Here is a 23537-nt window from a genome sequence, read left to right as displayed (position 1 = left end):
TCACTATGGTACTAGCAAGATGCGGTTAATAAAAGCGACAACTTACAGGTAACATTTAAATCCATTCAGGTAACAAATCAATCGCCTTGTAAAAATGGCAGCCAGCTATCAGTTTCGCGATTAGAAGTGGATTTCCGCTCATCTGTAGAAGATACTCTCCCGGCAACAACCTGATACGACAAAGGATAATAAAATGACAAGAGCAGCAGTACTTTTATGCTCATTACTGGCCCTGGCTGGCTGTGATGAAGAAACAATTGAAAATTTGGTAGAGGGCAAGGTCGAAGTCTTTACGATTCATAGTGCCAGCACGACCAACCTGACCGGTGTACCTGATGGTTACCACACATGGGCAGAACTGCAAGATCTCAATGTAGATTTACCTGCGAATGCACCTTTTGGCACTCGTGATGATCTGGTCAATGCTGTTGGATCTGTGACTGATTCAGGCTGCGCAAAAATTCCGGAAACATCGGGAGTTTGCTTTAAAGAAGGCGATACATCCAGTTGCCTTCCCACTGAGCTTACAGAGATTGGCCTGAAAACATATAAAATTGATTTAAGCAGTATTGAAGATGCAATCAATGCCGGTTTCTACCCAACAGCAGTGCAGTATCTTGATCAATTTGGTCTGAACTCGAATTTGAGCATTGAAGATGCAGAATGCTCAGCAATTGAATAAACCCAATTGCGGATAATGAACACGAAGGCCAGACACGACGTCTGGCCTTTTTGTACCAGTTTGCTTTGAAAGTACACACTGTAAACGCTTGATGTTTAAATCTCGAATCGTTATCCACAAAAGCTGTGCATAACTCTGTGGGAAATGGCCGGACCCCAGAACCTGTATCGTCTTGGACAATGTCAAGCATTCAATGTGGTTTTTTTGTGGTAATTTTTTGTCCTGAATATGAGTAAAGGGCTGCAAGTAACCTATTGTATTTAAAGGTAATAATTGTTTAAAAAGGAAAGAGGTTACAAGTAAGGTTTAGCTTTCTGGCCCGGACTGCGGCTGAAATTTTAAGAGTTGAGAATGGCTTACTTTTAAAGTCACAGTGTTGAAATGCTTTCCGGAGAGTTCAGGGTGACGCTCGTAGAAAAAGTGACGGTCTCTTTCTATTGCATAGCTATGCGTAAGATAACCCCTTCCGTTGGGATAATCAGTGTTCCAGAGTGAACTTCTGGACACTTTACTGCTGGCAATAAACTCACCCAGGTAAGTGACTTCACCTGGCTGGATAGAAAACGTTAAGTCCAGTCGTTTATCGGTTTGGGTATGGATAGTTTTTCGGCCGTCAGTGCCAATAAAGGTAATTGTATGTAGCAGATAGTTTCCTGACGGCAGGGGGATAGAAAATAAAGAGCTTGTCGTCGTGGGGCTGCGAAAATCACTGGAATCATTGTTGTTAGAAACAGTGATATCTTGCTCTGTGTCGGCTCGACTAAAATACAGTGTTGTTTTTAAGTTTTCACCTGTAGACGGCCAGATAGTTGATGCGCCAATGCTACCCATTAAGAAACCGGTATCCGGCAATTCGCTAGATTGTAAGTTTTCAGGAATAGATACCAGTACGCCCTTGCTACATCCAGCCAGGGACAAACCGATCAGACTGTAAACCAAAGGCTTCATGCTTTATTCCTTCCTATTAATCGTTAACAGTTGATAAATATCTAAAAACTAGCCTATACGCAGATGCAGATAAACTGAGCCACAAAGCACATTTATGCCACACAACGCACAAAATCTCATGGATTAACGTTAAAAAGTCAGGTGAATAATAAAACTTTGAGCATTAGCTCAAAGTTTTACTGAATATTCACTGAAGAGGGAAAGGCACCAGAGCAGGCCAACCCGTTATACTATTTGGCAGCGATAACGTTTTTGAACTTGCTTGCTTTACTGAAGAGATAGTCAACATCTGGCGGAAAGTCTTTATTAGACTTTGCATGGTTCATCATGTCGAAGACAGTGAACTCAGTGAGTATCGCAAACTGATAGGAAGTGAAGTTGCCGTTTGCCTGTAACGTTGGGTCGAAATACAGATCCCCTGAGCGAATGATCGCATGATCAACGATTGGATCTTCACAGCGAAATCCAAGCACGTAGCGCTCTCCCTTACCATAAATGACATTCATGTAAGAGTTATAAAAACATTCGTTTTCTTGGGTTGTGCAAGTTTCTAATAACTCTGAGGTCATTGCTGAAACCGTCACGATTCTGATCCCTTCCGGGCGGAAGCCTAAGTCAGACAGTTGTTGTTGAATCGATTCAATGGAGAGATTGGACACTTTACTTTCCGAATAACTGATAATCCGGCGCATTATATCTTCCTCGTTTCTTCAGGTCACTGTCTTCGATTCGGATTGTCTTTAATGCATGATTCGGCTTGATCTGATCCGTGCTGCTATGGGCTTAGCGGAAGCAAAATTTCCGGATTTTATAGTTTAAATGAGATTTGTTTTCAACTAAGATGTGTGACCAGTCACTCAGCTTAATGCGTAATTGACTAGTTATGGGAAGTTGGCTCAATGGCTTGCTTTTTGAACAGATACTTAAGGTAACTGCTCCAAGATGAACATGATGAAATCCAGTCTGGCCGTGATTGCACTCGGCCTGAGCATAAATGCGGGGGCCAGTACACTCGATGCGGCCCGCAATATTGAGAGCAAAATCAATCAGTCTGCCGAACAAAGCCAGAATAAGATTGATAAAAGTGCAGATGCAACGCTTTCAATGAAGGCTGAAATTGAAGCCCTTCAGGAAGAAGTGAAAAACCTCCTTGTCTATCGGGATCATCTGGCTCGCTTGGTTGATAGTCAGGAATCAGAAAAAAGCAGCTTAAGTGAACAGATTTCAGGCATTAAAGAAACTCGCCAGGGTGTAGTGCCATTGATGTATAAGATGATAGATGGTCTGAAATCTGTGGTTGAAGATGACAAACCTATCAAACGTGATCAACGGTTGGCACGGATTGCCAAACTGGAGTTCATGATGGCTCAGGCCGATATCAGTGATGCCGAAAAGTATCGTCGTATTTTGGAGGCTTACCAGATTGAAATGGACTACGGTACTAAGCTCGGTGTCTATCAGGGTAAATTGGCCCTGAGTACCACGGAAAATATTGAAGCCGATCTGCTGTATCTCGGGCGTGTGGCTTTTGTGGCGCGTAGCCTCGACGGTCAGCGCTACTGGGCCTGGAATGACGGTGCTCATCAATGGCAATCATTAGAGCCTCAGGCTGGTACTGAGTTGGATAAAGCCTTTGCAATGGCGTCGAAACAAATCGCTCCCGGTCTGATCTCTCTTCCTGTATCTGTCAATCTGGAGGCTAACTGATATGAAACTTAAAACGTTAGCACTCGCGCTTACCCTGTTTTCAGTGTCGACTTCCGTACTGGCTGTTGATGGCCTGGTGGAAAAGACCCGGCAGGAACAAAAATCCGAGCAAGCCCACAATCAAACCCGCGAAGCTGGGTTTAAGCAAACAGAAGCAGAAATACGTGCACAAAAAGATGCGCTGTTGGCAACGCGTGAATCGCTGAATACAGAGATTGATAACCTGAGCAGCACTTTTAGTACAAATGAAAAATCGCTGGCTCAACTGGAAGAAGAGTTAAGGCTTGAGTCTGGCAGTTTGGGCGAATTGTTTGGCGTGGTTCGCCAGACGGCCAAAGACTTGCAAGCGGAGCTGGAAACGTCAGTCACCAGCGCTGATCGTCATCAGTATACCGCTGTTGTAAACGATATCGTTGACGCTAAGGCACTGCCTTCGCTTAAGCAGCTGAACGGGCTGTGGCAGGGAATGAACGAGCAAATCTTGGCCAGCTCGGAAATGCGCAAAGTCTCTGTCTCTTATATCAATGGAGAAGGGTATCAATCCACTGTGGATGCTTACCGTCTTGGCAGCATTGGTTTGATTGGTGAACAGGGTTATCTGGCCTGGAATGGCATTCGCCAAGTGGCGACACCGTATTTGAAGCAGCCAGAAAATGGCCCGGTAGCCAGTCAGATAGCGTCGTTACAGCAAGCAGGTTTGCAAATGGCTGTTGTTGACCCGTCTCGCGGCAAAATGCTGGAGCAGTTGGCGCATGCCCCCTCCCTGACAGAACGCCTCTCCCAGGGCGGGGTGGTGGGTAAAATTATTCTTGGACTGTTGGCGATCGGCATCATCATCGCTCTGTACCGTGGCTGCAAGTTGATCTGGATCCGCCAGCAAATTAATGCCCAGCTGAAGAAACCAGAAAACCCGGGCAACAATCCACTTGGTCGTGTTCTGAGTGTTTACGACACCGATCAAAAACGCTCTGTTGAAGCCTTGGAATTGCGACTACTGGAAACCATTGTCGATGAACAGCAGGGGCTGGAACGTGGTTTATCCATGCTGAAACTTCTCGCGGCGCTGGCACCTATGCTGGGCCTGCTAGGAACAGTCACCGGTATGATTGAAACCTTCCAGGTGATTACTCAGTTTGGTAATGGCGATCCTAAAGTGATGGCGGGAGGGATATCCATGGCACTGGTGACAACCGTATTGGGCCTGGTATCAGCAATGCCTTTACTGCTTGCACATAATCTGCTGAGTGCGCAGGCAGATGCGATCCGAAGCATTCTTGAGAAGCAGGGGATCAGTCTTGTCGCAGCAGAAGCTGAGAAAACAGGAAGCACTGCGTAATGGATGTGACACTGTTCAGTAGCGAATTTGCCGAAACCTGGTGGATCTCCCTGCAGCAGTTCATGCAACAGGGAGGACAAATACTGTGGTGGCTTGCCGTTGTGGTGTTGTTCTCCTGGTTGCTGGTCGCTGAGCGTCTGCTGTATCTGGTGTTCACTTATCCCAAGCAAAAGCAGCGGTGGCTGGCAATGTGGTACGCCAGAGAAGATCAAACCTCCTGGTATGCTCATGCCATACGATCCGGCTGGCTCAGTGAAGCGCATCTTGCCTTATCTCAGAATCTGAATGTGATTAAAGTCCTGGTGGCTATTTGTCCGATGCTGGGACTGCTGGGAACAGTGACCGGAATGATCTCAGTATTTGATGTCATGGCCAACCAGGGCAGCAGCCAGCCAAAACTGATGGCTTCGGGTATCTCGCTCGCTACATTGCCAACAATGGCGGGTATGGTTGCCGCACTGGCAGGCATGTTTATTCATGCCCGTCTTGCAAAAGCGTGCAAGATGCGAGAGCAAAAACTAGAAAAATTGATGAGGAGTCAACGATGAGGTTAAGTCGCCCATCCGTCGCTCGGGAAGAAGCCCAGATTGATCTGACTTCTATGCTGGATATCGTGTTTATCATGTTGATTTTTTTCATCGTGACCAGCTCTTTTGTTCGTGAGTCCGGCGTTGAAGTGAATCGTCCCCAAGCCAGCAATGTGGTCAGTCAGAAAGATGCAGGCATCTTTGTGGCGATTACTTCGGCAAACGATGTGTATATCGATAAGCGTGTTGTGGATGTTGAACGCGTACAGGCAACACTGGAAACCTTGCTGCTCGATCAGCCTGATGCCTCTCTGGTTATTCAGGCTGATGAGCACGCCTACAGTGGTACTGTGGTAAAAGTCATGGATGCAGCCAAAGGCGCCGGAGTCAAAAATATTGCCTTGGCGGCGGAGAAGCGCTGATGTTCAGGCTCATAGTAGCTGCTCCGTTAGCACTGCTGATTACGGGTGGCTTGTTTACTTTTATGGCCTGGATGGTTGATGACGGTAACAGTCAGTTGCCGGAAGCAAAAGAATCGCTGGCGTTTAACATGGTGATGGTTGAGCAGGAGCGTGAAGCGCAGCGTCGGCAACGCACAGTACCTGAGAAACCGGAAACACCTGAGCCGCCACCGCAGGCCATACCGAAAAGTGCCCAGGCAAGCGCCGTGACGCCTTTGGTTTCACCTACTATGCCATCAATTGCTATGGATGCTTCCGTGAAAGGCCTGGCAATCAGCTTGCCGGCCGTTTCAGATGTGGGACGGGATCAGCAGGCCATGCCGCTCTATCGCGTTGAGCCCAAATATCCTGCCCGGGCTTTAAAAAGAAGCATTGAAGGGTATGTGGTGCTGTCGTTTACGATTGACCCGCAAGGCAGGCCAACAGATATCAAGATTGTTGACGCGCAGCCTAATCGTGTATTTGACCGTGAAGCGATACGTGCTTTAAAGAATTGGAAATACCAACCAAAGATTGAAGGTGGTAAAGCGCTATCCCAGCATGGTCAGCAAGTAAAAGTGGAATTTAATCTGAGTAAGTGATGAAAACATTAGCTTTTATAGTGGCGATCTTGTTTGCGCCTGTCGCGCTGTCGGCACAACTGTCTCAGTATACCGCCGGCAAAGTGCAGCAGGCACAGAAGCTTCAATTGGAAGACAAGGTCAGTGCAGCCATTGTCTTGCTCAGGGAGATGGATATTTCCCGTGCCTATGATAAAGCGTTTGTTAACCGTATGCTGGGTGTGTATTACTGGCAGGACGGCAAGCCGGCTTTATCTATTCAGCGGTTGGCTCAGGCCATTGAAAGCGGGCAGCTTGATGACGAGTATCTGAGATCCACACAACGTATGCTGGCCGATATATTGTTATCCCAGGCGCAATATCAAAAAGCACTCAACTATTACTATCAACTCAGTAAGTCGATTCCCGCAACTGAAAAAGCCGATGAGCTCTGGCTGAGAATCGCCCAGGCCAATTATCAGCTTGAAGAATGGCGTTCGGTGCTGTCAGCTATTCAGCAGTATGAGCGTGTTCATAAACAAAAAGAAGTGCAACCCTTATCACTAAAGTTGGGTGCTCAGTTACAGCTCCAGCAGTATAAGTCAGCGCTCCCAACCTTAAATAGCCTTATTACACTGGAGCCGCAAAAAGTCGTGTGGTGGCGACAACTGGCGGGCATTGAAATGCGGTTGGAGAGAAGAAAACAGGCGATTGAAACGTTAGCGTTGGCAAAACGCCAGGGAGTCGCCTTATCTCAGCAGGATCTGAAAACTCTGGGCCAGCTTTACGCCCAGGAGGGGATTCCTGAGAAAGCTGCTCGCATTTTTGCTTCATTGGAAAACAGCGACAGTAATCTTGATTTATTGATTTCTCAGGCAACCTACTGGCAAATGGCGAAAGAGTGGGAGCAGGCGATAGAAACGTGGCGAAAAGTCGTTGAGTTAGATGCGCAGTATCGCTGGCAGCTTTCGACGCTTTTATTACAGGAAGGCCACTATCAACTTGCGCTCAATGAACTGGATAAATTACAGATCAAAGGTAAGCAAGCGGATATTGAGCTGGCTAAAGTGCGCGCCTATTACAAATTACAAAACCTTGAACAGGCGATTGTGCATGCGAAGAAAGCAGATAATTTACAATCGTCAAAGGCTTCACAAAGCTGGATTAAGTATCTGAATCAATTGCGTGATATGGAAAGTTAAGTTCAAGCAATGACCGCAGAGATGAAACGGCGCATTGCGTCGTTTTTTGTTGCTGAGCATCTGAAATTCAGTCCAACTCAAATGTGTGTACTTGCATATTAATACAAAGTCATTAAAGTGGGCTCGCACGAAATAAACCGTTTTTTATGTCGCATAATTTAATGAGAAGATGCTGAATTTTCTGAAATACGTATTGCTGAGTAATTTACTGGCAGCTGGTGCGGTATGGGTTGGCCATAAATTTTTCGAGCAGCCATTCAGTGTTAGTGGTGATGTTCTGTTTTATATGTTCGCACTTCAATGGGCACTGGCTGGCATTGTCTGGAATGGTGGCAAAGAGAGCCAATCTTTTGATGGTGATCGAGCTGCTATCAAAGCGGCATCAATGTTGTCGGATCATGAGATAGAAGCAGGTAAGCAAAGAGACATTAAAGCAAACTACCATTTTGGCTTTACCTTCTTTTTATCGGGACTATTTCCTTTATTTGCCTGCATTTTATTATCGGTATTTAACTGAGAAGCTACCCGCTTCGCAGCGGGCAGCTAAAGCGCTGGGGGATAAATTATGCGGAATACGGCAGGTAACCGGTAAAGCCACAGATTTTCCAGCCTGTATTTGTGCGTTTAAGGTAGTAGAGTGACTGCCATAGCAGTTCATCAGCACCGCCATCAGCACGCTGGATACTGCCGCAAAATTGTTTACGGGCAATCGCTCGTCCATTCTCTATGGTAATTTCATTCAAGCTGGTTGCAGCATGAACCGCCAGCTCTAACGGTTCGCTGTACACAGTTTCCTGCGCGAGCATTGCCTGACGCAGCCACTCTTCCTGGTAGTCTGCCAGAGAGGAAAAAGCGAAAGTCCACGCTGCCGGGTTATCTGACTTGTTGGCATTGATGGCATAAAACTCATCTTCAATGAAGTCTTCGGCCACTTGTGACCAGTCTGCCTCGCAGTAAGCTTTGATGTCACGCGTGACAAGCATATCCCAGATAGCAGCGCGATCCCTGTCAGTGTCAGTAAACGGGTTGGATTTAATCATAGTGACTCTCCCTAAAAATCAGTCCCAATATGGGATGCCATTCATACGTGAATAGCCAAACAAACTGACGAACATCAAACTGGAAATAGCACGTGAATTAAACTGATAGAGTTTAAGGTTGGGATCTTGGACAACAAAAAGCCCCTGATATTAAGGGAATATACGAAATAGGCATGTGTCAATGTAAGCAGGGGGTACTGTCCGCATTGCGGCCTTGTCACTGTCTGGCGTTGGCTTCTGAAAGGAAAAACGGCGGTCTTGTGCCTTACCGCTCAAACTGAGTGAAAGTTTGAGCGTTAAGGCATGAGATATCGATCAGAAATACAGCCGAACGACTGATTCTGCTACGCAGCCAGGGCGGCGGCATCCTTCGATTTCTACGGAAATTTCCTGCACAATTTCCAATCCACGTTTTACAGGCGTGACAGACTGGATTTTTGTACGGGCTCGCACCCGGCTACCTTCTTTAACCGGGTAGGGGAAACGTACCTGATTTAAACCGTAGTTAACGGTCATTTTTGCGGTAGGAAATTTCTGGTTGTTGGGATCGACGCTATCTGTCAGCACAGAGAGCAGCGACAGCGTAAGAAATCCGTGCGCAATTGTTGTTTTAAAAGGTGACTCAAGCTCAGCGCGTTCCGGATCCGTGTGGATCCACTGATGATCATCCGTGACATCGGCAAATCGGTTAATACGATCCTGATCGACAATCAGCCAGTTACCCACGTGAATCTCTTCACCCAGCGATGCGAGCAGTTCTTCCATTAGTTTGGCGGCTTCAGGATGGATCTCGATAGCTGCCGTTTTCTGTACAGATTCGCCATTTGAGGCAATATTCTCAGCTTTAGCCCAACCTGTGACATGTGCCTTGTTCAGGAATTCAATCCAATAGTCACGAATTGACGGCGACAGCCAGTCTTTCAGCTCAAATGGGTGCTTGGCCAAGATTTCACTTTTCTGTTTGAGAAAGTCGACCACTTTCATGCTTACCAACCTTTATCGTTTTTTCTTAGTATGATTGAGGCGGCATATTGAATCCTGGCTTAGCAGCAGCAGGATTAAAATGTGCCCTTGATCCCAAATAACTCATCGGATGAGTGCTCATTATTATAAATCAAATTGATGCCGTCACTGTAAAGTGTGCGTCAAATCATACTTTACCATCAAAGTGTGATATTGGTCACCTTGTTGCGATGTGAAGATACGTCTTGAGTACAGCTAACTTCATGGCTACAGCTTCTGGTGTCGATTGCTCAGTGACAGTTAATCTGGCTGATGGTAACAGCCCTTTCGTCATACCTGTGATTATAGATTGTCGCAGGAAAAAGAAGTGAATAGTGTGCGATTGATACCTGTTTTTAACTTCTTAGATTATACCTACCCTATTACCTGCTTGTGCAGGGGAGAGGGTGTCAGGTGGGATTGTGTGCTGTCGAACCTGGTTGTGGTGCTGTATTTTCGTCTTAGGCATTCGGGGTGCATGTGCAGCCCCTGGTGATGAAATTGTTTTTGCGCTGGATAAATTTGTGAATCAAGCCGTGACAAGCTCAATCCCTGGCGCGTCACTGGCTGTACTCGTCAATGGTGAGATCCGCTTATTACGTGGTTACGGTGTCACGAAGGTGGGGGGCGCTAAAAAAATAGATTCTGCCACTGTGTTTCCTCTGGCATCCATTTCTAAAACTTTTGCTTCAGCCGCAACGGCGCTGCTGGTTGACCGTGGTTTGATTGAATGGGATACACATGTTATCCCGTATCTTGAAGATGTTAAATTCAGCGATCCGGATTTAGGTAAAGTCGTCACGTTGCGAAATGTCTTGTCGCATACCACAGGTCTGGTGCCTCAGGCGTACTCTGATCTGCTTGAAAATGATGTGAGTTATCAGCGGATTCTTTCGATATTAAACCGGGTAAAGTTTGTTTGCGATCCCGGTGAATGTTACGGCTACCAGAACATTGTTTATAACCTGAGTGCTGACATGATTTCACTGGCATCTGGCATGGAATACAGCCAGTTTGTGACAGAGCATATTTTTATTCCGCTTCATATGCACAGTGCAACCTTTGGCCTGGAGCGCTTTCTGAATGCCGATGACAGGGTTGTCCCGCATGTCAGAACCAAGTCAGGCTATGCGGCAGTTAAACCTGCTCCTTACTATTATGGCGTACCAGCGGCGGCTGGTGTCAATGCCAGCGCACAGGATCTTGCGCAGTGGATGCTGGCTCAGTTTGGCCAATATCCTGAAGTCCTCAGTGAAGACAACCTAACTTTGTTACATAAGCCATTGATAAGGGCTAATCAGTATCGGTACCGGGCGAAGCTGAGTAATGTGTATTACGGTTTAGGGTGGCGAACATTTGACTATCAGGGGATTACCGGCTTTGTTCATCACGGTGGCTGGGTCAAAGGGATAAGAACAGAAATGGTTTTTAACCCGATCACTCAGACAGGCATGGTTTTTTTGACCAATTGCGAAACAGACGTGGCAAGAGAAGTCGTATTAGAATTCCTGGATTTGTATAAACAGTATATTGACCCCGGTGTTTCTGGCGGTGAAGTAGCAACGTCAGGAAATTAAAGCGCTTTTTTGAAATCTGATGACTAAAATTTATCTTGGCAATCTCTTGTATTTTTAACTGTCAGGCGTACACTTCGCTTGAAATTTGCCGGTAATTACTGATTAACCAAGGAGCATATAATGGCAAAGAAAAAGTGCTGCCAGCACACAGAGCAGGCCACAAATACTGGTTTTGAAACTGATCATGGTCGCGGAACAATCATGGACAATGCCCTTAAAGCCGTCGTCACCAGTAAAGTTTTCCGCAGCAGAGTTGAAAAAGCCCGAAAAGGCAAAGGCAGTTTTCAGCGCAAAGCAAAACACGGCGGGCGAGAGTCCTGGCCAATCGCTGCTTAGTGTAAGCATGATTGCCCAGGGCTCTTTTTTTGGTAATTTTTTATTTTCTGACTTAAAGGTCAGAAAATAATTGTCAGGTATAGTCTTGCAATTTACTATCTCTGACTCATTGATTGGAATGGAGTCTGGTAATGAAAAAGCTTTGGTTCGTGTTATTTTCTCTGTGTCTGTTTAACCTGCCTCAGGCTACTGCACAGGAAAAAGTGCTGGTTTTTGCTGCGTCTTCGCTCACCAATGCGTTGAATGAATTGGCGGAAAGTTATGAGCATGCCAGTGGCAATGAGGTTGTACTCTCGTTTGCCTCGTCGTCAACGCTTGCCCGCCAGTTAGCTCAAGGTGCACCAGCAGATTTGTATTTATCAGCAAATACAAAATGGATGGATTATGCGGCAGAGCAGAAAGTGATCAATAGCGAATCACGCAAAGATTTACTACATAATCGATTAGTCTTGGTTACGCATAAATCTGAATCGGTGAATTCAGTACCGCTAAATGCCTCGTGGGACATCACGAAGACATTGAATGGCAGCCGACTGGTTGTTGGCGATCCGAATCATGTACCGGCAGGCATTTATGCCAAAGAGGCCCTGGAGTCTCTGGGGCTCTGGCAGCGGGCAGAACCTTTGCTGGCGAGAGCAAACAATGTTCGTGCTGCGCTTTTGTTGGTGGAAAGACAGGAAGCGAAGTTTGGTATTGTTTACCAGACAGATGCTCAGGTAGCACAAGACGTCAAAATTGTTGCCCAGTTCCCTGAGCGAAGCCATCAGCCCATCACCTATCCGGTTGCGCTAACCCGGCAGGCCCCATCGAAAGCGGCACAGGGATTTTATGATTACCTGCAGTCGTCTGATGCAACCGAAGTGTTCGAACGCTACGGCTTTTCAGTCAATTAACCAACGGGAAGTGTGTCATTCTGAATTTTCCCATGGATACCTTTACCTTAACCGACTACGAAGTCACCGCACTGCAGCTGAGTTTGAAAGTCGCATTCACTGCTGTGATTGTCAGTCTGCCGGCAGGAATTGGCTGTGCCTGGTTGCTGGCAAGAGGGCAGTTTTGGGGCAAATCCCTGTTAGATGGCCTGGTACATTTGCCGCTGGTTCTTCCTCCTGTCGTGGTCGGCTACTTGCTGTTAGTCATGATGGGGCGCCAGGGTATGATTGGCGCTTATCTGTACGATTGGTTTGGCATCACGTTTGGGTTTAGCTGGCGTGGTGCTGTTCTGGCTGTCGCTGTGGTGGCTTTTCCGTTAATGGTAAGAGCAATACGGCTTGCGCTGGAAAATGTTGATCCTAAACTGGAGCAGGCGGCCCGCACGCTCGGGGCCAGTCCGGTTAAAGTCTTTTTTACCATCACATTACCGCTTATGTTACCCGGTATACTTACCGGTACCGTACTTGCCTTCGCCCGGGCGTTGGGCGAATTCGGCGCAACCATCACCTTTGTCTCGAATATACCGGGCGAAACGCAAACTATCCCTCTGGCTATGTTTTCATTCATAGAGACACCGGGGGCCGAAGTGGAAGCTGCCCGCTTGTGCGTGATTGCCATTATTATTGCTTTGCTGTCTCTGGTAATCGCAGAGTGGCTGGCTCGTATAGCGCGAAACAGGCTGGGTAACTGATGTTAGAGTTGAACTTTGTCAAGCAACTTGGACAAATGCGACTGGATGTCGACTTGCGCTTACCCGAATCGGGTATCATTGCCATTTTTGGCCGTTCTGGTGCAGGAAAAACCTCTTTTATTAATATCGTCAGCGGGTTAAGTAAGCCGGATGAAGGCCACATCGCATTTGGCAAGCATGTGCTTTGTGATACTTGGCAGGGCATTGATTTACCACCGGAAAAGCGCCGTATTGGGTATGTTTTTCAGGATGCCAGATTGTTTCCGCATTATAAGGTGAGAGGTAATCTGCTTTACGGAAACCACAGCAAACCAGACCCGGAACTGTTCAGTGAAGTCGTTCAACTTCTGGATATATCGCATTTATTAGGTCGTTATCCTGCCAGTTTATCTGGCGGAGAGAAGCAGCGTGTTGCCATTGGCCGCGCGTTACTGAGTAAACCCGATATGTTGTTGATGGATGAGCCCTTAGCCTCGCTGGATTTACCGCGCAAGCAAGAGCTGATGCCTTATCTGGAATCGTTAGCTAAAAGTGTCAGTATTCCTGTGCTTTATGTCAGTCACAGCCTGGATGAGATACTTCGCCTGGCAGATCACATGGTGGTGCTGGATCAGGGGAAAGTGATTGGAAATGGCGCACTGACAGATGTGTGGGCCTCCTCTGTGATGCGTCCCTGGCTCAGCGCCAGAGAACAAAGCTCAGTGTTGCAGCTAAAAGTAACTGAACACCATCCTTCCTATCCGTTGACCCAGCTTTGTATCGGGCCAGATCTGCCGTTGTGGGTCAGCAGAGTGCGCCGGCCAGTCGGGGAAATGGTCAGGGTGAGAATTCACGCGAATGACATTTCCGTCACCCGAATCAAACCCGCGCAGACCAGTATACGGAATGTGTTGCCCGCGACCGTCGAAGGCATAGAGCAGCATAAATATCACTCTGATATCGTGGTGCTCCGTTTAGCTGTTGGCACGTCAATCCTGACGGCCAATATCACGCCCTGGGCAGCAGATGAACTGCACCTCCATGTCGGCGATAACCTGTATGCGCAAATCAAAGGCGTAAGCCTCAGCCAGCAGGATTTGGCCTGAGTGGCCAGATCCTTGGTGTCCTAACCTTCTTCTCATTCTCCTTGTTGATATCTTGCTTGCATCAATGTCACTGTGTGTGATTTTTGTTAAAATCGAACAAAAAACAACCTAATCCTTCTGTGTGAATTTTGAACAATGTACGGGTGGTTTATCTGCTTGTTTCGTTGAGATTAAGTTCTGCCTTGTGCTCAAAAACTGGCAAATTTTTGTGTCAAATGATTGTCAGGATGCGCATTTTTTAAACGTCAGCTATTGCTAGCAGATGTTTGCAGTCAGTATATTCCTCTCCCGTTGTTGGCTGATTTTATCTTTGCAGCTGTAAAGGTTGCACATTGCAGAGACTTATCCCTGGCTACTGATTGTTCTGGCCTCTGCGTTATAAATCAGGATCTTATTATTATTAAGTGGATGTACCCATGCGAATTCTTACAGTATTGATTTTATCTATGTTTGCCCTTGTCGGGTGTGGCGGTTCAGACGGCGGTTCAGGTGACAGCTCTACTTCTCATAACGGCTCTTCAGTATCTAATGGTGGCTCTTCTGAGCGACCAACGACCGGCGGTGGTGATCAAACGACAGGCGGAAGCACAGGCTCTGGCTCCGACGGAACCGGCACTGGCTCAAATACAGGCGGCTCAGATCAAACCGGCTCTGGCAGCTCAAATCAATCTATGGCTGATGAAATGCTGGCAGCGGTGAATGCTGCACGGGCACAGGGCCAGGACTGTGGCGGAACCTGGATGCCGGCAGTTGCTCCTCTGACATGGGATTCCACTTTAGAACAAACGGCATTCCTGCACTCGAGCGATATGGCCAATTATGACTATTTCAGTCATACCGGTTTGGATGGCTCATCACCGAGTCAGCGTGTAACAGCACAGGGTTACAGCTGGAAAACCGTAGGTGAGAATATTGCGGCAGGCCAGAAGACGGTATCTGCTGTGATGCAAGGCTGGTTAGAAAGTCCTGGGCATTGCAGAAATATCATGAACGGCAGTTTCACGCAGATGGGCGCAGCTTCTGATACCAACTCAGGCAGTACCTACGGCATTTACTGGACCCAGGTGTTTGCCTCGCCTAAGTAAGCTCAGAGCTTAAGCCAAACTTTGCCTGGTGGTTGCCGGGCAAAGTTTAGCGCTATCAGAGGATGTTATTGATGCCATTGCTGATAAGCATCAATACAGCGAATCTGAGGAAGTTTTTGTTTTAGCACATTATCCAAGCCGCTTTGTTTATAATTTCTTAGCTCAACATTGTATTTGGCTGTGGCTAAATCATAGTTGTTGGAATGAAGAATAGAACCGGCACAGGTTTTTTTATACTGATCCCAGTCACTGTAGTATTTCACATAAAAAGTCTGGATCCATGCGCCACCAGAATTGTCTTCGCCGCCTGTCACTTTGTTGTTGATAATACGCTCGGCATAATATTCCCAAGTGCCATCATCAAAAATCGTAAACTGAGCCGGGTTGTCATACTCTAAATTTTCGCGGAAATAGGCCACATTGGTGAACTGGAAAACCGGATTTTTAGTGTTGGGTTTTTTATCCGTTCTTGCCGGTAAATAGATGTTCATCGTTTTATCGATGGGCGAGGCGGTGGGGGCTTGTGTGCTGGTTTCGTCGTCACCGGAACTGCAGCCCTGCAGTAATACCAGGCTCAGAGCGGTAACAGATGTGATGAAAATACTGCGATTGTAAGACATGAAAATTCTCCTACGATGATTATGCACCTGCATAAATCTCAACGTATGCAATGTCATCTTTGAGAATATCGGTAACGCTTCTTTTGTGACGTATCAACACTGAGACGTCACGGACTTCTTCTTGTTACAACCAAGAAGTGTGTGGCTTTACAATGAGCTGAACAAACTGGCTGCTGAGTAAACTTCGCAATCAAGCTGGCTTTATGCAATCTGGTTTCATTTTGCATTCTGCCAGAATGCCAGTGAGTAACGGCACACCCAGTCGGGGTCATCAAGTGGTAAGTCATGGCCGGCACTGGGGTGAATGTGTATAGGGCACTGCCAGTGGTGGGCAAGCGTTCGGCTGCAAGAAACATCGACCAGCTCGTCATGTTGCGAAGCAAGCAGTAATACGGGTTTATCCGGAACATCTTTATATCTGAAAGTCATTGCGGCGTTCAGTTGCCGGAACAGATTACTCCTTTGGATAGGACACTCTTTGCGCCATCGAATCCATGTTTTCAGTATGTCAGGATCTCCGGGGTACATGTTTGAGGTCATATGAAGAATGTGTTTTTCCTGCTCTTTGGGTTTGCTCATCAGCAACCTGATGATATTGGGGTACTGCCGCCACCGTAATCGTTTATAAAAGGGGGATTGTTTGCCATCACTGGTATTGAGCAGTACCAGCGACTTCACTTCCTCCGGGTACAATCTTGCCCACTCAAGCGCAATCATCCCTCCCATAGAAATCGCCAGCAGATCATAGGTACCTGCTTCTATTTTATTTTCCGTGTCGAGTTCGCGGGCATGCAAAAAATGTAACTGCTGATGGAGGTCATCAACCATGGCACTGACGGTGGAGGGTGATGTCTCCAGAAACCGTTGACCGTTACCGGCCAGATCCAAAGCGATCACCTTTCGGAAAGGAAAATGCGACCTTAGCTGTTGGGTGAAATTGCCCCAGTGCCTTTGCTCGCGAAGTAATCCCCGCAAAAGGATAATAGGTCGTTGGCAGTGAGTCATGAGCAGTTATCCTGAAGGTTTGATGAATACCAGAGCAACATTGCCTGGTGCCAGTCGGCCATCTCTTGGTTGTGACTGAACCAGTTGGTATAAGCTTCGGTTGCATTTATCAGAAAGTCTAACAGAACGAGATGCTTGCGGAGTGTCCGTTGTACTCTGTGCTTTTTAATGGGATGGAATAACCCCAGTGGATGCCAGAGTTGTAACGGGTTTTTTCTCACCCAAAGCCAGGAGCCCATTTCCAGCGTGAGCGGTAGCAGCGGATTTCCCTGAGCTTCAGCTTCATCATACAAAAAGTCCCACAAGTCGCCGTGGCAGGTGTAGTGTTTTGTCTGTGGCTCGAACACATAGTTTTGATGAGGGTAAGCCTGAAAAAACATTTCCCGCACCCGAAACAGACTGCCGAGTCGTGAGACTGGCTGCCGGGTACTTTTGGCATAAGGGAACCAGATTCTGTCTCTGAGCCCGAAGCCAGAATGGCAATCCAGCGCCATGGTAAACGGGCTTTGCCGGGTCTGCTTTAGCACCTGATCAACCAGCAGCTGTGCTTCCGCTTCCATTGGACGCCCTGCCGGACCGCGGTACCACGGCAGACAAGGGCTGATTCTGTGGCCACCGACCAGCCATGCTGTACGCTCCTGGCTTTCGACAGGGGCATTGCGCATCAGATCAACATGTCTGGCGTTCGAGCGGCGCTGCATGGCCATACCCACCGGATTAAGCAGCGGAATCGCCACTATCTGCATGTTCTCAAGCGTGCGTTGCAGGTTATTATCCCAAGCCAGACGCTGACACAGGCTGGTCAGCAGAGAGAGCAAAACCTGAGTCCCAATGCGCTCAAGGCCATGCACTCCGCCAACCAGAAACAGGCAGGGCAAGCCGGGGGCGGGATTGCCTAAACGGCACTCATAAATGGGGAGATGCTGCTCATGGAAAGGTAACCGGATTAACTCACTGGCTTGCAGGCTAATCCGGTTCTTGATTTTCGCTTCGCTTTCAATCAGTGCTTCAAGTTGTATCAGTTCAGGCAAACGCTCGGTAATAGTCACATTGAATCCCTGTTTTCATCATCACTATACCTGTCCTACTTGAAGCTGCAGCGGTGTTGGCTACATTCATTCACTTGCCGCCTACCTGCATCATCAAGTAGTTTAGGTATACACTTATCATGGTTCATAGTGGAGTGAAAAGCTGACAGCTTTATTGCAACTGAGCGCGTTATTTTTCTAGGCCAGTGCCCAGCGAAAAGCCTGAGAAAAGATATGTTTGCCGTTCTCGGGTATCACTTGCCCATGGGCAAACAGGATTCTGTCAAATGGCCAGGTCAGAATTTCCTGTAAAGACTGGCGTAACCGGGTTTTGTTGTGGAAGCTATGACGCCAGTAGAGTGGCATTGCCGGATGAAAATAGCAGCCATTGGCTAAGGCTAAGGCCACGGTGGCCGGGTTGTGGCTGTTTCGCAGCCAGGCCATGGCATCGCCAAGGATCAGTGTTTGTGATTCGGGATCGCAGAACACCACTTCTTCAACATGATCGCTGCCTCTTAACAGCGTCTGCAATAATTGTCCTCGCCACAGCGCAGGCGTTTCAGCACCCAGTGCATCATCAAAAACCAGATCTGTGCGCTTGAACTGAAGCCCCGGAGGGGCAAAAAAGGTCGCCTGAGAGTAGGCGAGCCACCACTCGGACAAAAAGAGATGATGATTCAGGTTAGGCGTCACTATGGCTGTGACACGGCCAAGTTTAGCTAACCGGAGCTGAATATCAGTAGTGAGCTGAACCGGGGAATGGACAAGAAGATTATCATTTTTGAGCCGTATCACTGTCATGCGGCAGCCAACAGGCACGCCATAACGTTTCCACGGCATATCCTGATACCAGATTCGATCTTTACTCCATTCGATCATCGCTTTATTCCTTAAAGCACCACCTGTATTTTCGGCGGAGTGTATCAGAGAAAAGTCTGCTTATATATAGAGTTAACAACAGATAAATTAACCCCAGCTGATGTGGTGAATTGCATAACAGCATGAATAAAAAAGTAAACAATTCGCCAGATTTTGGTTGTTCTCGCCATGCTCTGAGTTTGGGTTTTCTGTAGCTTATTGAATTATAGTATAAATATTTTTTGGTATGTGACTTGCTACAGGCGTGTACCGACTATGAATAAGGTATATTGCAAATGGGTTAATTCATTAAGTGCAGACACGTTAAAAATCCCGTTTTTCATCAGAGTTAACATATTCAGAACAATACAGTTGAAACAAGTAAGCTCTGCTTTTTATCTCACAGACACATAAGTAGAATTCAGCTTGATTTATTCGTTACTTTTAAATGTTAAAGCTCACAGTTGCAGTTTCATTTTATGGGCCAATAACAAAATGAATCCAGAAAAATTGCATTAGACTTGAGTGGTAGCGTTTAGTGACGTTTCGTCATAAAAAAGGAGAATATGATGAGAGGACTACACACCGTGTTACGGTGGTTGGCGGCCAGGCCTTATATATATGCCATTGGTATTACCGTTCTGATTCTTGGCTGGATGCTATCTGGTGGTCAGTCTCAGGAAGACAGCACAGCAATGCAGGCGCCGGGTAATGAAAACAGTGTGCCTGTTCAGTCTCAGGATAAGGCGCCGGTACCTAAAGTCAGAATCACCACCTTCGCCGCCGAGCCGGTATTTCGTAGTCTGACCTTATACGGTAAAACAGAACCCAGCCGGCAGGCGACAATCAAAGCCGAAGTGGCTGGACGAGTCGTTGATGTGATTGCGCAGCGTGGCTCGTTAGTGAAGGAAGGACAAATCATTGCCCGTCTGGCTCAGGATGACTGGCCGGAGCAGTTAAAGCGGGCGAAAGCCGTGCTCAAACAGCGGCAGATTGAATACGACGGTGCGAAGCGACTGAATGAAAAAGGCTTTCAGGGGCGTGTTCTGTTAGCTCAAACCGAAGCTGACCTTGTTGATGCGCAAACGACCATAGCAACCTTGACGCTGAAGCTGGAAAAAACCACCATCCGGGCACCATTGAGCGGTATCTTGAATGAGCGGATGGTCGAAGTAGGCGATTATGTTCAGGTGGGCGATCCGGTCGGCAATATTGCGGATATCAATCCGCTGGTTGTCCGGGCTGATGTCACCGAAACGGATATTCAGCATATTCGTTTGGGCCAGGAAGCGGAGGCAAGATTGACAGGAAACCATGCTGCTACAGGCAAGGTTCGCTACCTTTCGAAAGTGGCAAATGAAACCACAAATACTTTCCGTATTGAGGTCGCTTTCGACAATGATGAGCTGCACTTGCTGGCAGGGACCAGTGCTGAGCTGGTGGTACCGATTGAAGAAACGGAAGCCATTAAAGTCACGCCTGCCGTACTGGCTCTGGATGAGGCCGGGAATCTTGGTGTTAAAACAGTAGAGAAAGATCATGTGGTCTTTACTCCGGTGCGTGTCGTGAAAAGTGATGGTGACGGTACCTGGCTGGGCGGATTTTCAGGCGTGGTGGATGTGATCACCGTTGGTCAGGGTTTCGTCCGGCCGGGTGATCGTGTTGAAGCTATCAGGATGGAGAACTGAGAATGCTTGGGATGATAGATGCCGCATTGCATCGTACCCGTACCGTTGTCCTTATTCTGCTGCTTCTTTTGGTTGCCGGGTATATGAGTTACCAGAGTATTCCTAAAGAAGCGGAACCGGATATTACCATTCCCTTTATTTACGTCTCGATTTCCCATAGCGGTATTTCACCGGAAGATGCTGAACGCTTGTTGCTGCGACCCATGGAGAAGGAATTGCGCGGCTTAGATGGCGTGAAAGAAATGACCTCAACCGCCAGTGAAGGGCATGGTTCGGTGTTACTGGAATTTGTGGCAGGGGCCGATACCAACAGTGCCTTAGCGGATGTGCGCGAGAAAGTGAGTCTGGCAAAGGCGAAATTGCCGGACGGCACAGACGAGCCGACGGTTAATGAAGTCACTATGGCCTCTGAAAACCCGGCCATCACAGTTATGTTGTCGGGCACTGCGCCAGAAAGAGCACTGATTACCATCGCTCGTGATCTTAAAGATAAGCTGGAAAGCATGCGGGAAGTGCTGGAAGTGGATATCGGTGGGGATCGGGAAGACATGATTGAGATTCTGGTTGATCCGCTGCTGATGGAAAGCTACGACCTGGATCAGCAAGATATTTATAACCTGATATCCCGTAATAACCGGCTTGTGGCGGCAGGTACACTCGACAGCGGGCAGGGGCGTTTTCCGATCAAGCTGCCTTCTGTCTTCGACAATATTAAAGATGTCATGGAAATGCCGGTTAAGGTGTCTGGCGATAAAGTGATTACCTTTGGTGATGTCGCTACTGTCCGCAGGACGTTTCAGGATGCTGAGTCTTATGCGCGCGTGAATGGTAAGCCTGCGGTATCGCTGGAAGTCAAAAAGCGGCCTGGTGAAAATATCATCCAGACGGTCGAAGGTGTGAAAGCACTGATTGAAAAAGAGCGCGAATTCTGGCCGCCAACCATCGCGGTGGATTACACCGGTGATCAGTCAAAACATGTCAAAACCATGTTGAACGACCTGCAAAATAACGTGCTGTCTGCCATTTTGCTGGTGGTCATTGTGATTATCGCTATTCTTGGTGCGCGTACGGCATTGCTGGTGGGAATTGCCATCCCTGGCTCGTTTCTCACCGGGATTCTGGCATTGGCCGTGCTGGGTTATACGGTCAACATGGTAGTGCTATTTGCTCTGATCATGGCCGTTGGTATGCTGGTAGACGGTGCCATTGTGGTCACTGAATACGCCGACCGCGAAATGAGTGAAGGCACGCCGCGCTATGAAGCCTACAAAAAAGCCTCAAAGCGTATGGCCTGGCCGATTATTGCCTCCACAGCAACGACGCTGGCAGCTTTTGGCCCTTTACTCTTCTGGCCGGGTATCATGGGCGAGTTCATGAAATTCCTGCCATTGACGCTGATCATGACCTTAGTTGCCTCTTTGGCGATGGCATTGATTTTTGTGCCGACATTAGGTGGCTTGTTTGGTAAGCCGCGGCCCATCTCTGCTGAAAAACGTCAGCAACTGATTGAAGCCGAAGAGGGCGATATTGAGCACCTGCCAGGTTTCACCGGTCATTATGTCCGGGTACTGAAAGCGGCGGTCAAACGGCCATGGAAGGTATTATTCGGCGCGTTGTTGTTTTCGCTGGCGGTTATCCTGCTGTATGGCAAAGCCGGTAACGGAACGGAATTTTTCCCTGAGGTGGAGCCGGAAGGGTTTAATATCGTTGTTCGATCTCAGGGCGATTTATCTATTGAAGAGAAAGATCGTCTGATCAAAGAGGTGGAACGCCAACTATTGAACCTACCTGAGGTAGAAACCCTGTATGCGCGCTCGGGAGGCGATGACCGAATTGGTATGCTTAGGGTTAACTTGATTGACTGGCAAGACAGACGTCCGGCGGCGGAAACGATTGAAGAGATCAAGCAGCGCACCGCCGGGCTTGCCGGGCTGGAAATTGAAGTGCGGCAGGATCAGGCTGGGCCACCAACGGGCGATAAAGATGTCAACCTGCAAATAAGCTCACGCTTTCCTGCACTGCTGAAAGACTCAGTTGCGAAAGTCCGTAAGGAACTGGAATCTAACCCTGCCTTCACCAACATTGATGATACCGGCCCTAAACCGGGTATCGAATGGCAGATAAAAGTTGATCGGGCCGATGCCGCTCGGTTTGGCGCAGATGCCACTTTGGTCGGAAATAATGTCCAGTTTGTCACAACAGGGTTAACGCTCGGCGAATACCGGGCTGATGACGTTGATGATGAAATGGATATCCGTGTGCGGTTCCCGGAACAGTACCGGCATATTACCCGCCTTGAAGAGCTACGGCTGAAAACGGCGCAGGGGCAGATTCCGCTAAGTAACTTCAGTACTTTAGAAGCCGCCAACAAGCTGGATACCATCAAGAAAGTGGATGGACGTCAGGCGCTGTCGGTAACGGCTGACATGGCGCCCGGTTATAATCTGAGTAAAGTCATTCCTGAAGTCATGGCGCGTTTACCCGAACTGGGGCTGGATCCCAGGGTCCAGATTACGCTCCGAGGGGAAAACGAAGAGCAGGAGAAAGCGTCGGCTTTCCTGAGTAAAGCCTTCCTGGTTGCGATGGCTGTGATGGCGATTATTCTGGTCACCCAGTTTAATTCTTTCTATCAGGCTTTTCTGATCCTAACAGCTGTTCTGTTCTCAACGGTCGGCGTACTGCTTGGGATGCTGGTGTTCAATCAGCCGTTTGGCATAGTGATGTCAGGGATTGGTATCATCTCGCTGGCCGGGATAGTCGTGAATAACAATATCGTTCTGATTGATACCTATAACGTGCTCAGAAACCAGGGCATGGAGCCGATTGAGGCGATTCTTCGCACCGGCGCCCAGCGCTTACGTCCTGTAATGATGACCACAGTCACCACCATTTTAGGCTTGATGCCAATGGTACTGATGGTGAATGTGGATCTGATACAGCGCAAAGTGGAATTTGGCGCCCCGTCTACGCAAATGTGGGCACAACTTGCCACAGCCGTGGCGGGTGGGCTGGCCTTTGCAACGGTTCTGACGCTGGTGATAACCCCTTGTATGCTGGCGCTGGGCGTGCATCGTCAGCAGCGTAAGAAACAGAAAGCAAAAAGCACGCATTCACCGCATCTGATCGATGAAGCAATGCTTGATGATGAAGAGGTGAAATCGCTGGAAAAAGTCAGTTAACGATCTGA

General features: G+C 47.9%; 24 protein-coding genes. 16 read left to right on the top strand and 8 right to left on the bottom strand.

The annotated features are described in order from the left end of the window. Positions 1 to 193 precede the first annotated feature (193 nt). Positions 194 to 682, top strand: coding sequence for a hypothetical protein (locus IFO68_RS01105; protein ID WP_192013897.1), 489 nt, complete (start codon positions 194 to 196; stop codon positions 680 to 682). A gap of 306 nt (positions 683 to 988) precedes the next feature. Here the strand turns inward: IFO68_RS01105 and IFO68_RS01100 are convergent, their stop codons facing one another. Together IFO68_RS01100 and IFO68_RS01095 are read right to left on the bottom strand one after the other, a co-directional pair. Continuing rightward, on the bottom strand, positions 989 to 1630 hold the full coding sequence (locus tag IFO68_RS01100; protein ID WP_192013895.1) for a hypothetical protein: 642 nt from the start codon (positions 1628 to 1630) through the stop codon (positions 989 to 991). 230 nt (positions 1631 to 1860) lie between these two features. Further along, the gene (locus IFO68_RS01095) at positions 1861 to 2322 is read right to left on the bottom strand and encodes a hypothetical protein (RefSeq protein WP_225444991.1); all 462 of its coding nucleotides are present in this window, start codon (positions 2320 to 2322) and stop codon (positions 1861 to 1863) included. Positions 2323 to 2572: 250 nt separating this feature from the next. Between IFO68_RS01095 and IFO68_RS01090 the strand changes: the two genes are divergently transcribed. The 7 genes from IFO68_RS01090 to IFO68_RS01060 all read left to right on the top strand — a co-directional run bounded on the left by IFO68_RS01090 (position 2573) and on the right by IFO68_RS01060 (position 7919). Next, the gene (locus tag IFO68_RS01090; RefSeq protein ID WP_192013893.1) at positions 2573 to 3337 is read left to right on the top strand and encodes a DUF3450 domain-containing protein; all 765 of its coding nucleotides are present in this window, start codon (positions 2573 to 2575) and stop codon (positions 3335 to 3337) included. 1 nt (position 3338) lies between these two features. Next, entirely contained in the window at positions 3339 to 4673 is a 1335-nt protein-coding gene (locus IFO68_RS01085; protein WP_192013891.1) for a MotA/TolQ/ExbB proton channel family protein, read from the top strand. After that, on the top strand, positions 4673 to 5221 hold the full coding sequence (locus tag IFO68_RS01080; protein WP_192013889.1) for a MotA/TolQ/ExbB proton channel family protein: 549 nt from the start codon (positions 4673 to 4675) through the stop codon (positions 5219 to 5221). The genes IFO68_RS01085 and IFO68_RS01080 overlap by 1 nt, the downstream gene beginning before the upstream one ends. Further along, positions 5218 to 5622, top strand: coding sequence for an ExbD/TolR family protein (locus IFO68_RS01075; RefSeq protein WP_027251132.1), 405 nt, complete (start codon positions 5218 to 5220; stop codon positions 5620 to 5622). Before IFO68_RS01080 ends, IFO68_RS01075 begins: the two co-directional genes overlap by 4 nt. Beyond that, entirely contained in the window at positions 5622 to 6242 is a 621-nt protein-coding gene (locus IFO68_RS01070; protein WP_192013887.1) for an energy transducer TonB, read from the top strand. Before IFO68_RS01075 ends, IFO68_RS01070 begins: the two co-directional genes overlap by 1 nt. Next, a complete protein-coding gene (locus tag IFO68_RS01065) occupies positions 6242 to 7402 on the top strand; it encodes a tetratricopeptide repeat protein (protein WP_192013885.1) in 1161 nt (386 codons plus the stop codon). Before IFO68_RS01070 ends, IFO68_RS01065 begins: the two co-directional genes overlap by 1 nt. A gap of 169 nt (positions 7403 to 7571) precedes the next feature. Then, entirely contained in the window at positions 7572 to 7919 is a 348-nt protein-coding gene (locus IFO68_RS01060) for a hypothetical protein (RefSeq protein WP_192013883.1), read from the top strand. A 46-nt stretch (positions 7920 to 7965) separates the two neighbouring features. Here the strand turns inward: IFO68_RS01060 and IFO68_RS01055 are convergent, their stop codons facing one another. Continuing rightward, positions 7966 to 8442, bottom strand: a complete 477-nt coding sequence (locus IFO68_RS01055) for a hypothetical protein (protein ID WP_192013881.1) — start codon at positions 8440 to 8442, stop codon at positions 7966 to 7968. Positions 8443 to 8757: 315 nt separating this feature from the next. Then, positions 8758 to 9426 carry a MaoC family dehydratase gene (locus IFO68_RS01050; RefSeq protein ID WP_192013879.1) on the bottom strand — a complete coding sequence of 223 codons (669 nt, stop codon included), beginning with the start codon at positions 9424 to 9426 and terminating at the stop codon, positions 8758 to 8760. Positions 9427 to 9968: 542 nt separating this feature from the next. Here IFO68_RS01050 and IFO68_RS01045 point away from each other — a divergent pair. The 6 genes from IFO68_RS01045 to IFO68_RS01020 all read left to right on the top strand — a co-directional run bounded on the left by IFO68_RS01045 (position 9969) and on the right by IFO68_RS01020 (position 15151). Then, complete coding sequence (locus IFO68_RS01045; protein WP_237795923.1) at positions 9969 to 11021, top strand: serine hydrolase domain-containing protein; 1053 nt, start codon at positions 9969 to 9971, stop codon at positions 11019 to 11021. 120 nt (positions 11022 to 11141) lie between these two features. Further along, positions 11142 to 11357 (top strand): alternative ribosome-rescue factor A, encoded by a 216-nt coding sequence (locus IFO68_RS01040; protein ID WP_192013876.1) that lies wholly within the window; start codon positions 11142 to 11144, stop codon positions 11355 to 11357. 131 nt (positions 11358 to 11488) lie between these two features. Then, positions 11489 to 12250, top strand: coding sequence for a molybdate ABC transporter substrate-binding protein (gene modA / locus IFO68_RS01035; RefSeq protein ID WP_192013874.1), 762 nt, complete (start codon positions 11489 to 11491; stop codon positions 12248 to 12250). 32 nt (positions 12251 to 12282) lie between these two features. Continuing rightward, entirely contained in the window at positions 12283 to 12981 is a 699-nt protein-coding gene (gene modB / locus IFO68_RS01030) for a molybdate ABC transporter permease subunit (RefSeq protein ID WP_192013872.1), read from the top strand. After that, positions 12981 to 14066, top strand: coding sequence for a molybdenum ABC transporter ATP-binding protein ModC (gene modC / locus IFO68_RS01025; protein ID WP_192013870.1), 1086 nt, complete (start codon positions 12981 to 12983; stop codon positions 14064 to 14066). The genes modB and modC overlap by 1 nt, the downstream gene beginning before the upstream one ends. Before the next feature lie 416 nt (positions 14067 to 14482). After that, on the top strand, positions 14483 to 15151 hold the full coding sequence (locus tag IFO68_RS01020) for a CAP domain-containing protein (RefSeq protein WP_192013868.1): 669 nt from the start codon (positions 14483 to 14485) through the stop codon (positions 15149 to 15151). Positions 15152 to 15216: 65 nt separating this feature from the next. Here IFO68_RS01020 and IFO68_RS01015 read toward each other — a convergent pair whose 3' ends face one another. From IFO68_RS01015 to IFO68_RS01000, 4 genes are all read right to left on the bottom strand, one after another. Continuing rightward, a complete protein-coding gene (locus tag IFO68_RS01015) occupies positions 15217 to 15771 on the bottom strand; it encodes a hypothetical protein (RefSeq protein ID WP_192013866.1) in 555 nt (184 codons plus the stop codon). 216 nt (positions 15772 to 15987) lie between these two features. Beyond that, positions 15988 to 16776 (bottom strand): alpha/beta fold hydrolase, encoded by a 789-nt coding sequence (locus tag IFO68_RS01010; RefSeq protein WP_192013864.1) that lies wholly within the window; start codon positions 16774 to 16776, stop codon positions 15988 to 15990. Continuing rightward, entirely contained in the window at positions 16773 to 17825 is a 1053-nt protein-coding gene (locus IFO68_RS01005; RefSeq protein WP_336510240.1) for a M14 family zinc carboxypeptidase, read from the bottom strand. The genes IFO68_RS01010 and IFO68_RS01005 overlap by 4 nt, the downstream gene beginning before the upstream one ends. Positions 17826 to 18002: 177 nt before the next feature. Continuing rightward, positions 18003 to 18683 carry a DUF4336 domain-containing protein gene (locus tag IFO68_RS01000; RefSeq protein WP_192013862.1) on the bottom strand — a complete coding sequence of 227 codons (681 nt, stop codon included), beginning with the start codon at positions 18681 to 18683 and terminating at the stop codon, positions 18003 to 18005. Positions 18684 to 19228: 545 nt separating this feature from the next. Here IFO68_RS01000 and IFO68_RS00995 point away from each other — a divergent pair. Further along, on the top strand, positions 19229 to 20350 hold the full coding sequence (locus tag IFO68_RS00995; protein WP_192013860.1) for an efflux RND transporter periplasmic adaptor subunit: 1122 nt from the start codon (positions 19229 to 19231) through the stop codon (positions 20348 to 20350). Positions 20351 to 20352: 2 nt separating this feature from the next. Further along, positions 20353 to 23529, top strand: coding sequence for an efflux RND transporter permease subunit (locus IFO68_RS00990; RefSeq protein ID WP_192013858.1), 3177 nt, complete (start codon positions 20353 to 20355; stop codon positions 23527 to 23529). Positions 23530 to 23537: the final 8 nt, after the last annotated feature.

Source organism: Photobacterium arenosum, assembly GCF_014841115.1.
Classification (GTDB): domain Bacteria; phylum Pseudomonadota; class Gammaproteobacteria; order Enterobacterales; family Vibrionaceae; genus Photobacterium; species Photobacterium arenosum.
The sequence above is the reverse complement of the archived record's forward strand: the minus strand, read 5'-3'. Positions and strand labels throughout refer to the sequence as shown.

What these genes read in the sequence shown, in the direction of transcription:
- IFO68_RS01105 (WP_192013897.1), top strand. Translation starts at nt 194, where the DNA reads ATGACAAGAGCAGCAGTACTTTTATGCTCATTACTGGCCCTGGCTGGC.
- IFO68_RS01100 (WP_192013895.1), bottom strand. Translation starts at nt 1,630, where the DNA reads ATGAAGCCTTTGGTTTACAGTCTGATCGGTTTGTCCCTGGCTGGATGT.
- IFO68_RS01095 (WP_225444991.1), bottom strand. Translation starts at nt 2,322, where the DNA reads ATGCGCCGGATTATCAGTTATTCGGAAAGTAAAGTGTCCAATCTCTCC.
- IFO68_RS01090 (WP_192013893.1), top strand. Translation starts at nt 2,573, where the DNA reads ATGAACATGATGAAATCCAGTCTGGCCGTGATTGCACTCGGCCTGAGC.
- IFO68_RS01085 (WP_192013891.1), top strand. Translation starts at nt 3,339, where the DNA reads ATGAAACTTAAAACGTTAGCACTCGCGCTTACCCTGTTTTCAGTGTCG.
- IFO68_RS01080 (WP_192013889.1), top strand. Translation starts at nt 4,673, where the DNA reads ATGGATGTGACACTGTTCAGTAGCGAATTTGCCGAAACCTGGTGGATC.
- IFO68_RS01075 (WP_027251132.1), top strand. Translation starts at nt 5,218, where the DNA reads ATGAGGTTAAGTCGCCCATCCGTCGCTCGGGAAGAAGCCCAGATTGAT.
- IFO68_RS01070 (WP_192013887.1), top strand. Translation starts at nt 5,622, where the DNA reads ATGTTCAGGCTCATAGTAGCTGCTCCGTTAGCACTGCTGATTACGGGT.
- IFO68_RS01065 (WP_192013885.1), top strand. Translation starts at nt 6,242, where the DNA reads ATGAAAACATTAGCTTTTATAGTGGCGATCTTGTTTGCGCCTGTCGCG.
- IFO68_RS01060 (WP_192013883.1), top strand. Translation starts at nt 7,572, where the DNA reads ATGCTGAATTTTCTGAAATACGTATTGCTGAGTAATTTACTGGCAGCT.
- IFO68_RS01055 (WP_192013881.1), bottom strand. Translation starts at nt 8,442, where the DNA reads ATGATTAAATCCAACCCGTTTACTGACACTGACAGGGATCGCGCTGCT.
- IFO68_RS01050 (WP_192013879.1), bottom strand. Translation starts at nt 9,426, where the DNA reads ATGAAAGTGGTCGACTTTCTCAAACAGAAAAGTGAAATCTTGGCCAAG.
- IFO68_RS01040 (WP_192013876.1), top strand. Translation starts at nt 11,142, where the DNA reads ATGGCAAAGAAAAAGTGCTGCCAGCACACAGAGCAGGCCACAAATACT.
- modA (WP_192013874.1), top strand. Translation starts at nt 11,489, where the DNA reads ATGAAAAAGCTTTGGTTCGTGTTATTTTCTCTGTGTCTGTTTAACCTG.
- modB (WP_192013872.1), top strand. Translation starts at nt 12,283, where the DNA reads ATGGATACCTTTACCTTAACCGACTACGAAGTCACCGCACTGCAGCTG.
- modC (WP_192013870.1), top strand. Translation starts at nt 12,981, where the DNA reads ATGTTAGAGTTGAACTTTGTCAAGCAACTTGGACAAATGCGACTGGAT.
- IFO68_RS01020 (WP_192013868.1), top strand. Translation starts at nt 14,483, where the DNA reads ATGCGAATTCTTACAGTATTGATTTTATCTATGTTTGCCCTTGTCGGG.
- IFO68_RS01015 (WP_192013866.1), bottom strand. Translation starts at nt 15,771, where the DNA reads ATGTCTTACAATCGCAGTATTTTCATCACATCTGTTACCGCTCTGAGC.
- IFO68_RS01010 (WP_192013864.1), bottom strand. Translation starts at nt 16,776, where the DNA reads ATGACTCACTGCCAACGACCTATTATCCTTTTGCGGGGATTACTTCGC.
- IFO68_RS01000 (WP_192013862.1), bottom strand. Translation starts at nt 18,683, where the DNA reads ATGATCGAATGGAGTAAAGATCGAATCTGGTATCAGGATATGCCGTGG.
- IFO68_RS00995 (WP_192013860.1), top strand. Translation starts at nt 19,229, where the DNA reads ATGATGAGAGGACTACACACCGTGTTACGGTGGTTGGCGGCCAGGCCT.
- IFO68_RS00990 (WP_192013858.1), top strand. Translation starts at nt 20,353, where the DNA reads ATGCTTGGGATGATAGATGCCGCATTGCATCGTACCCGTACCGTTGTC.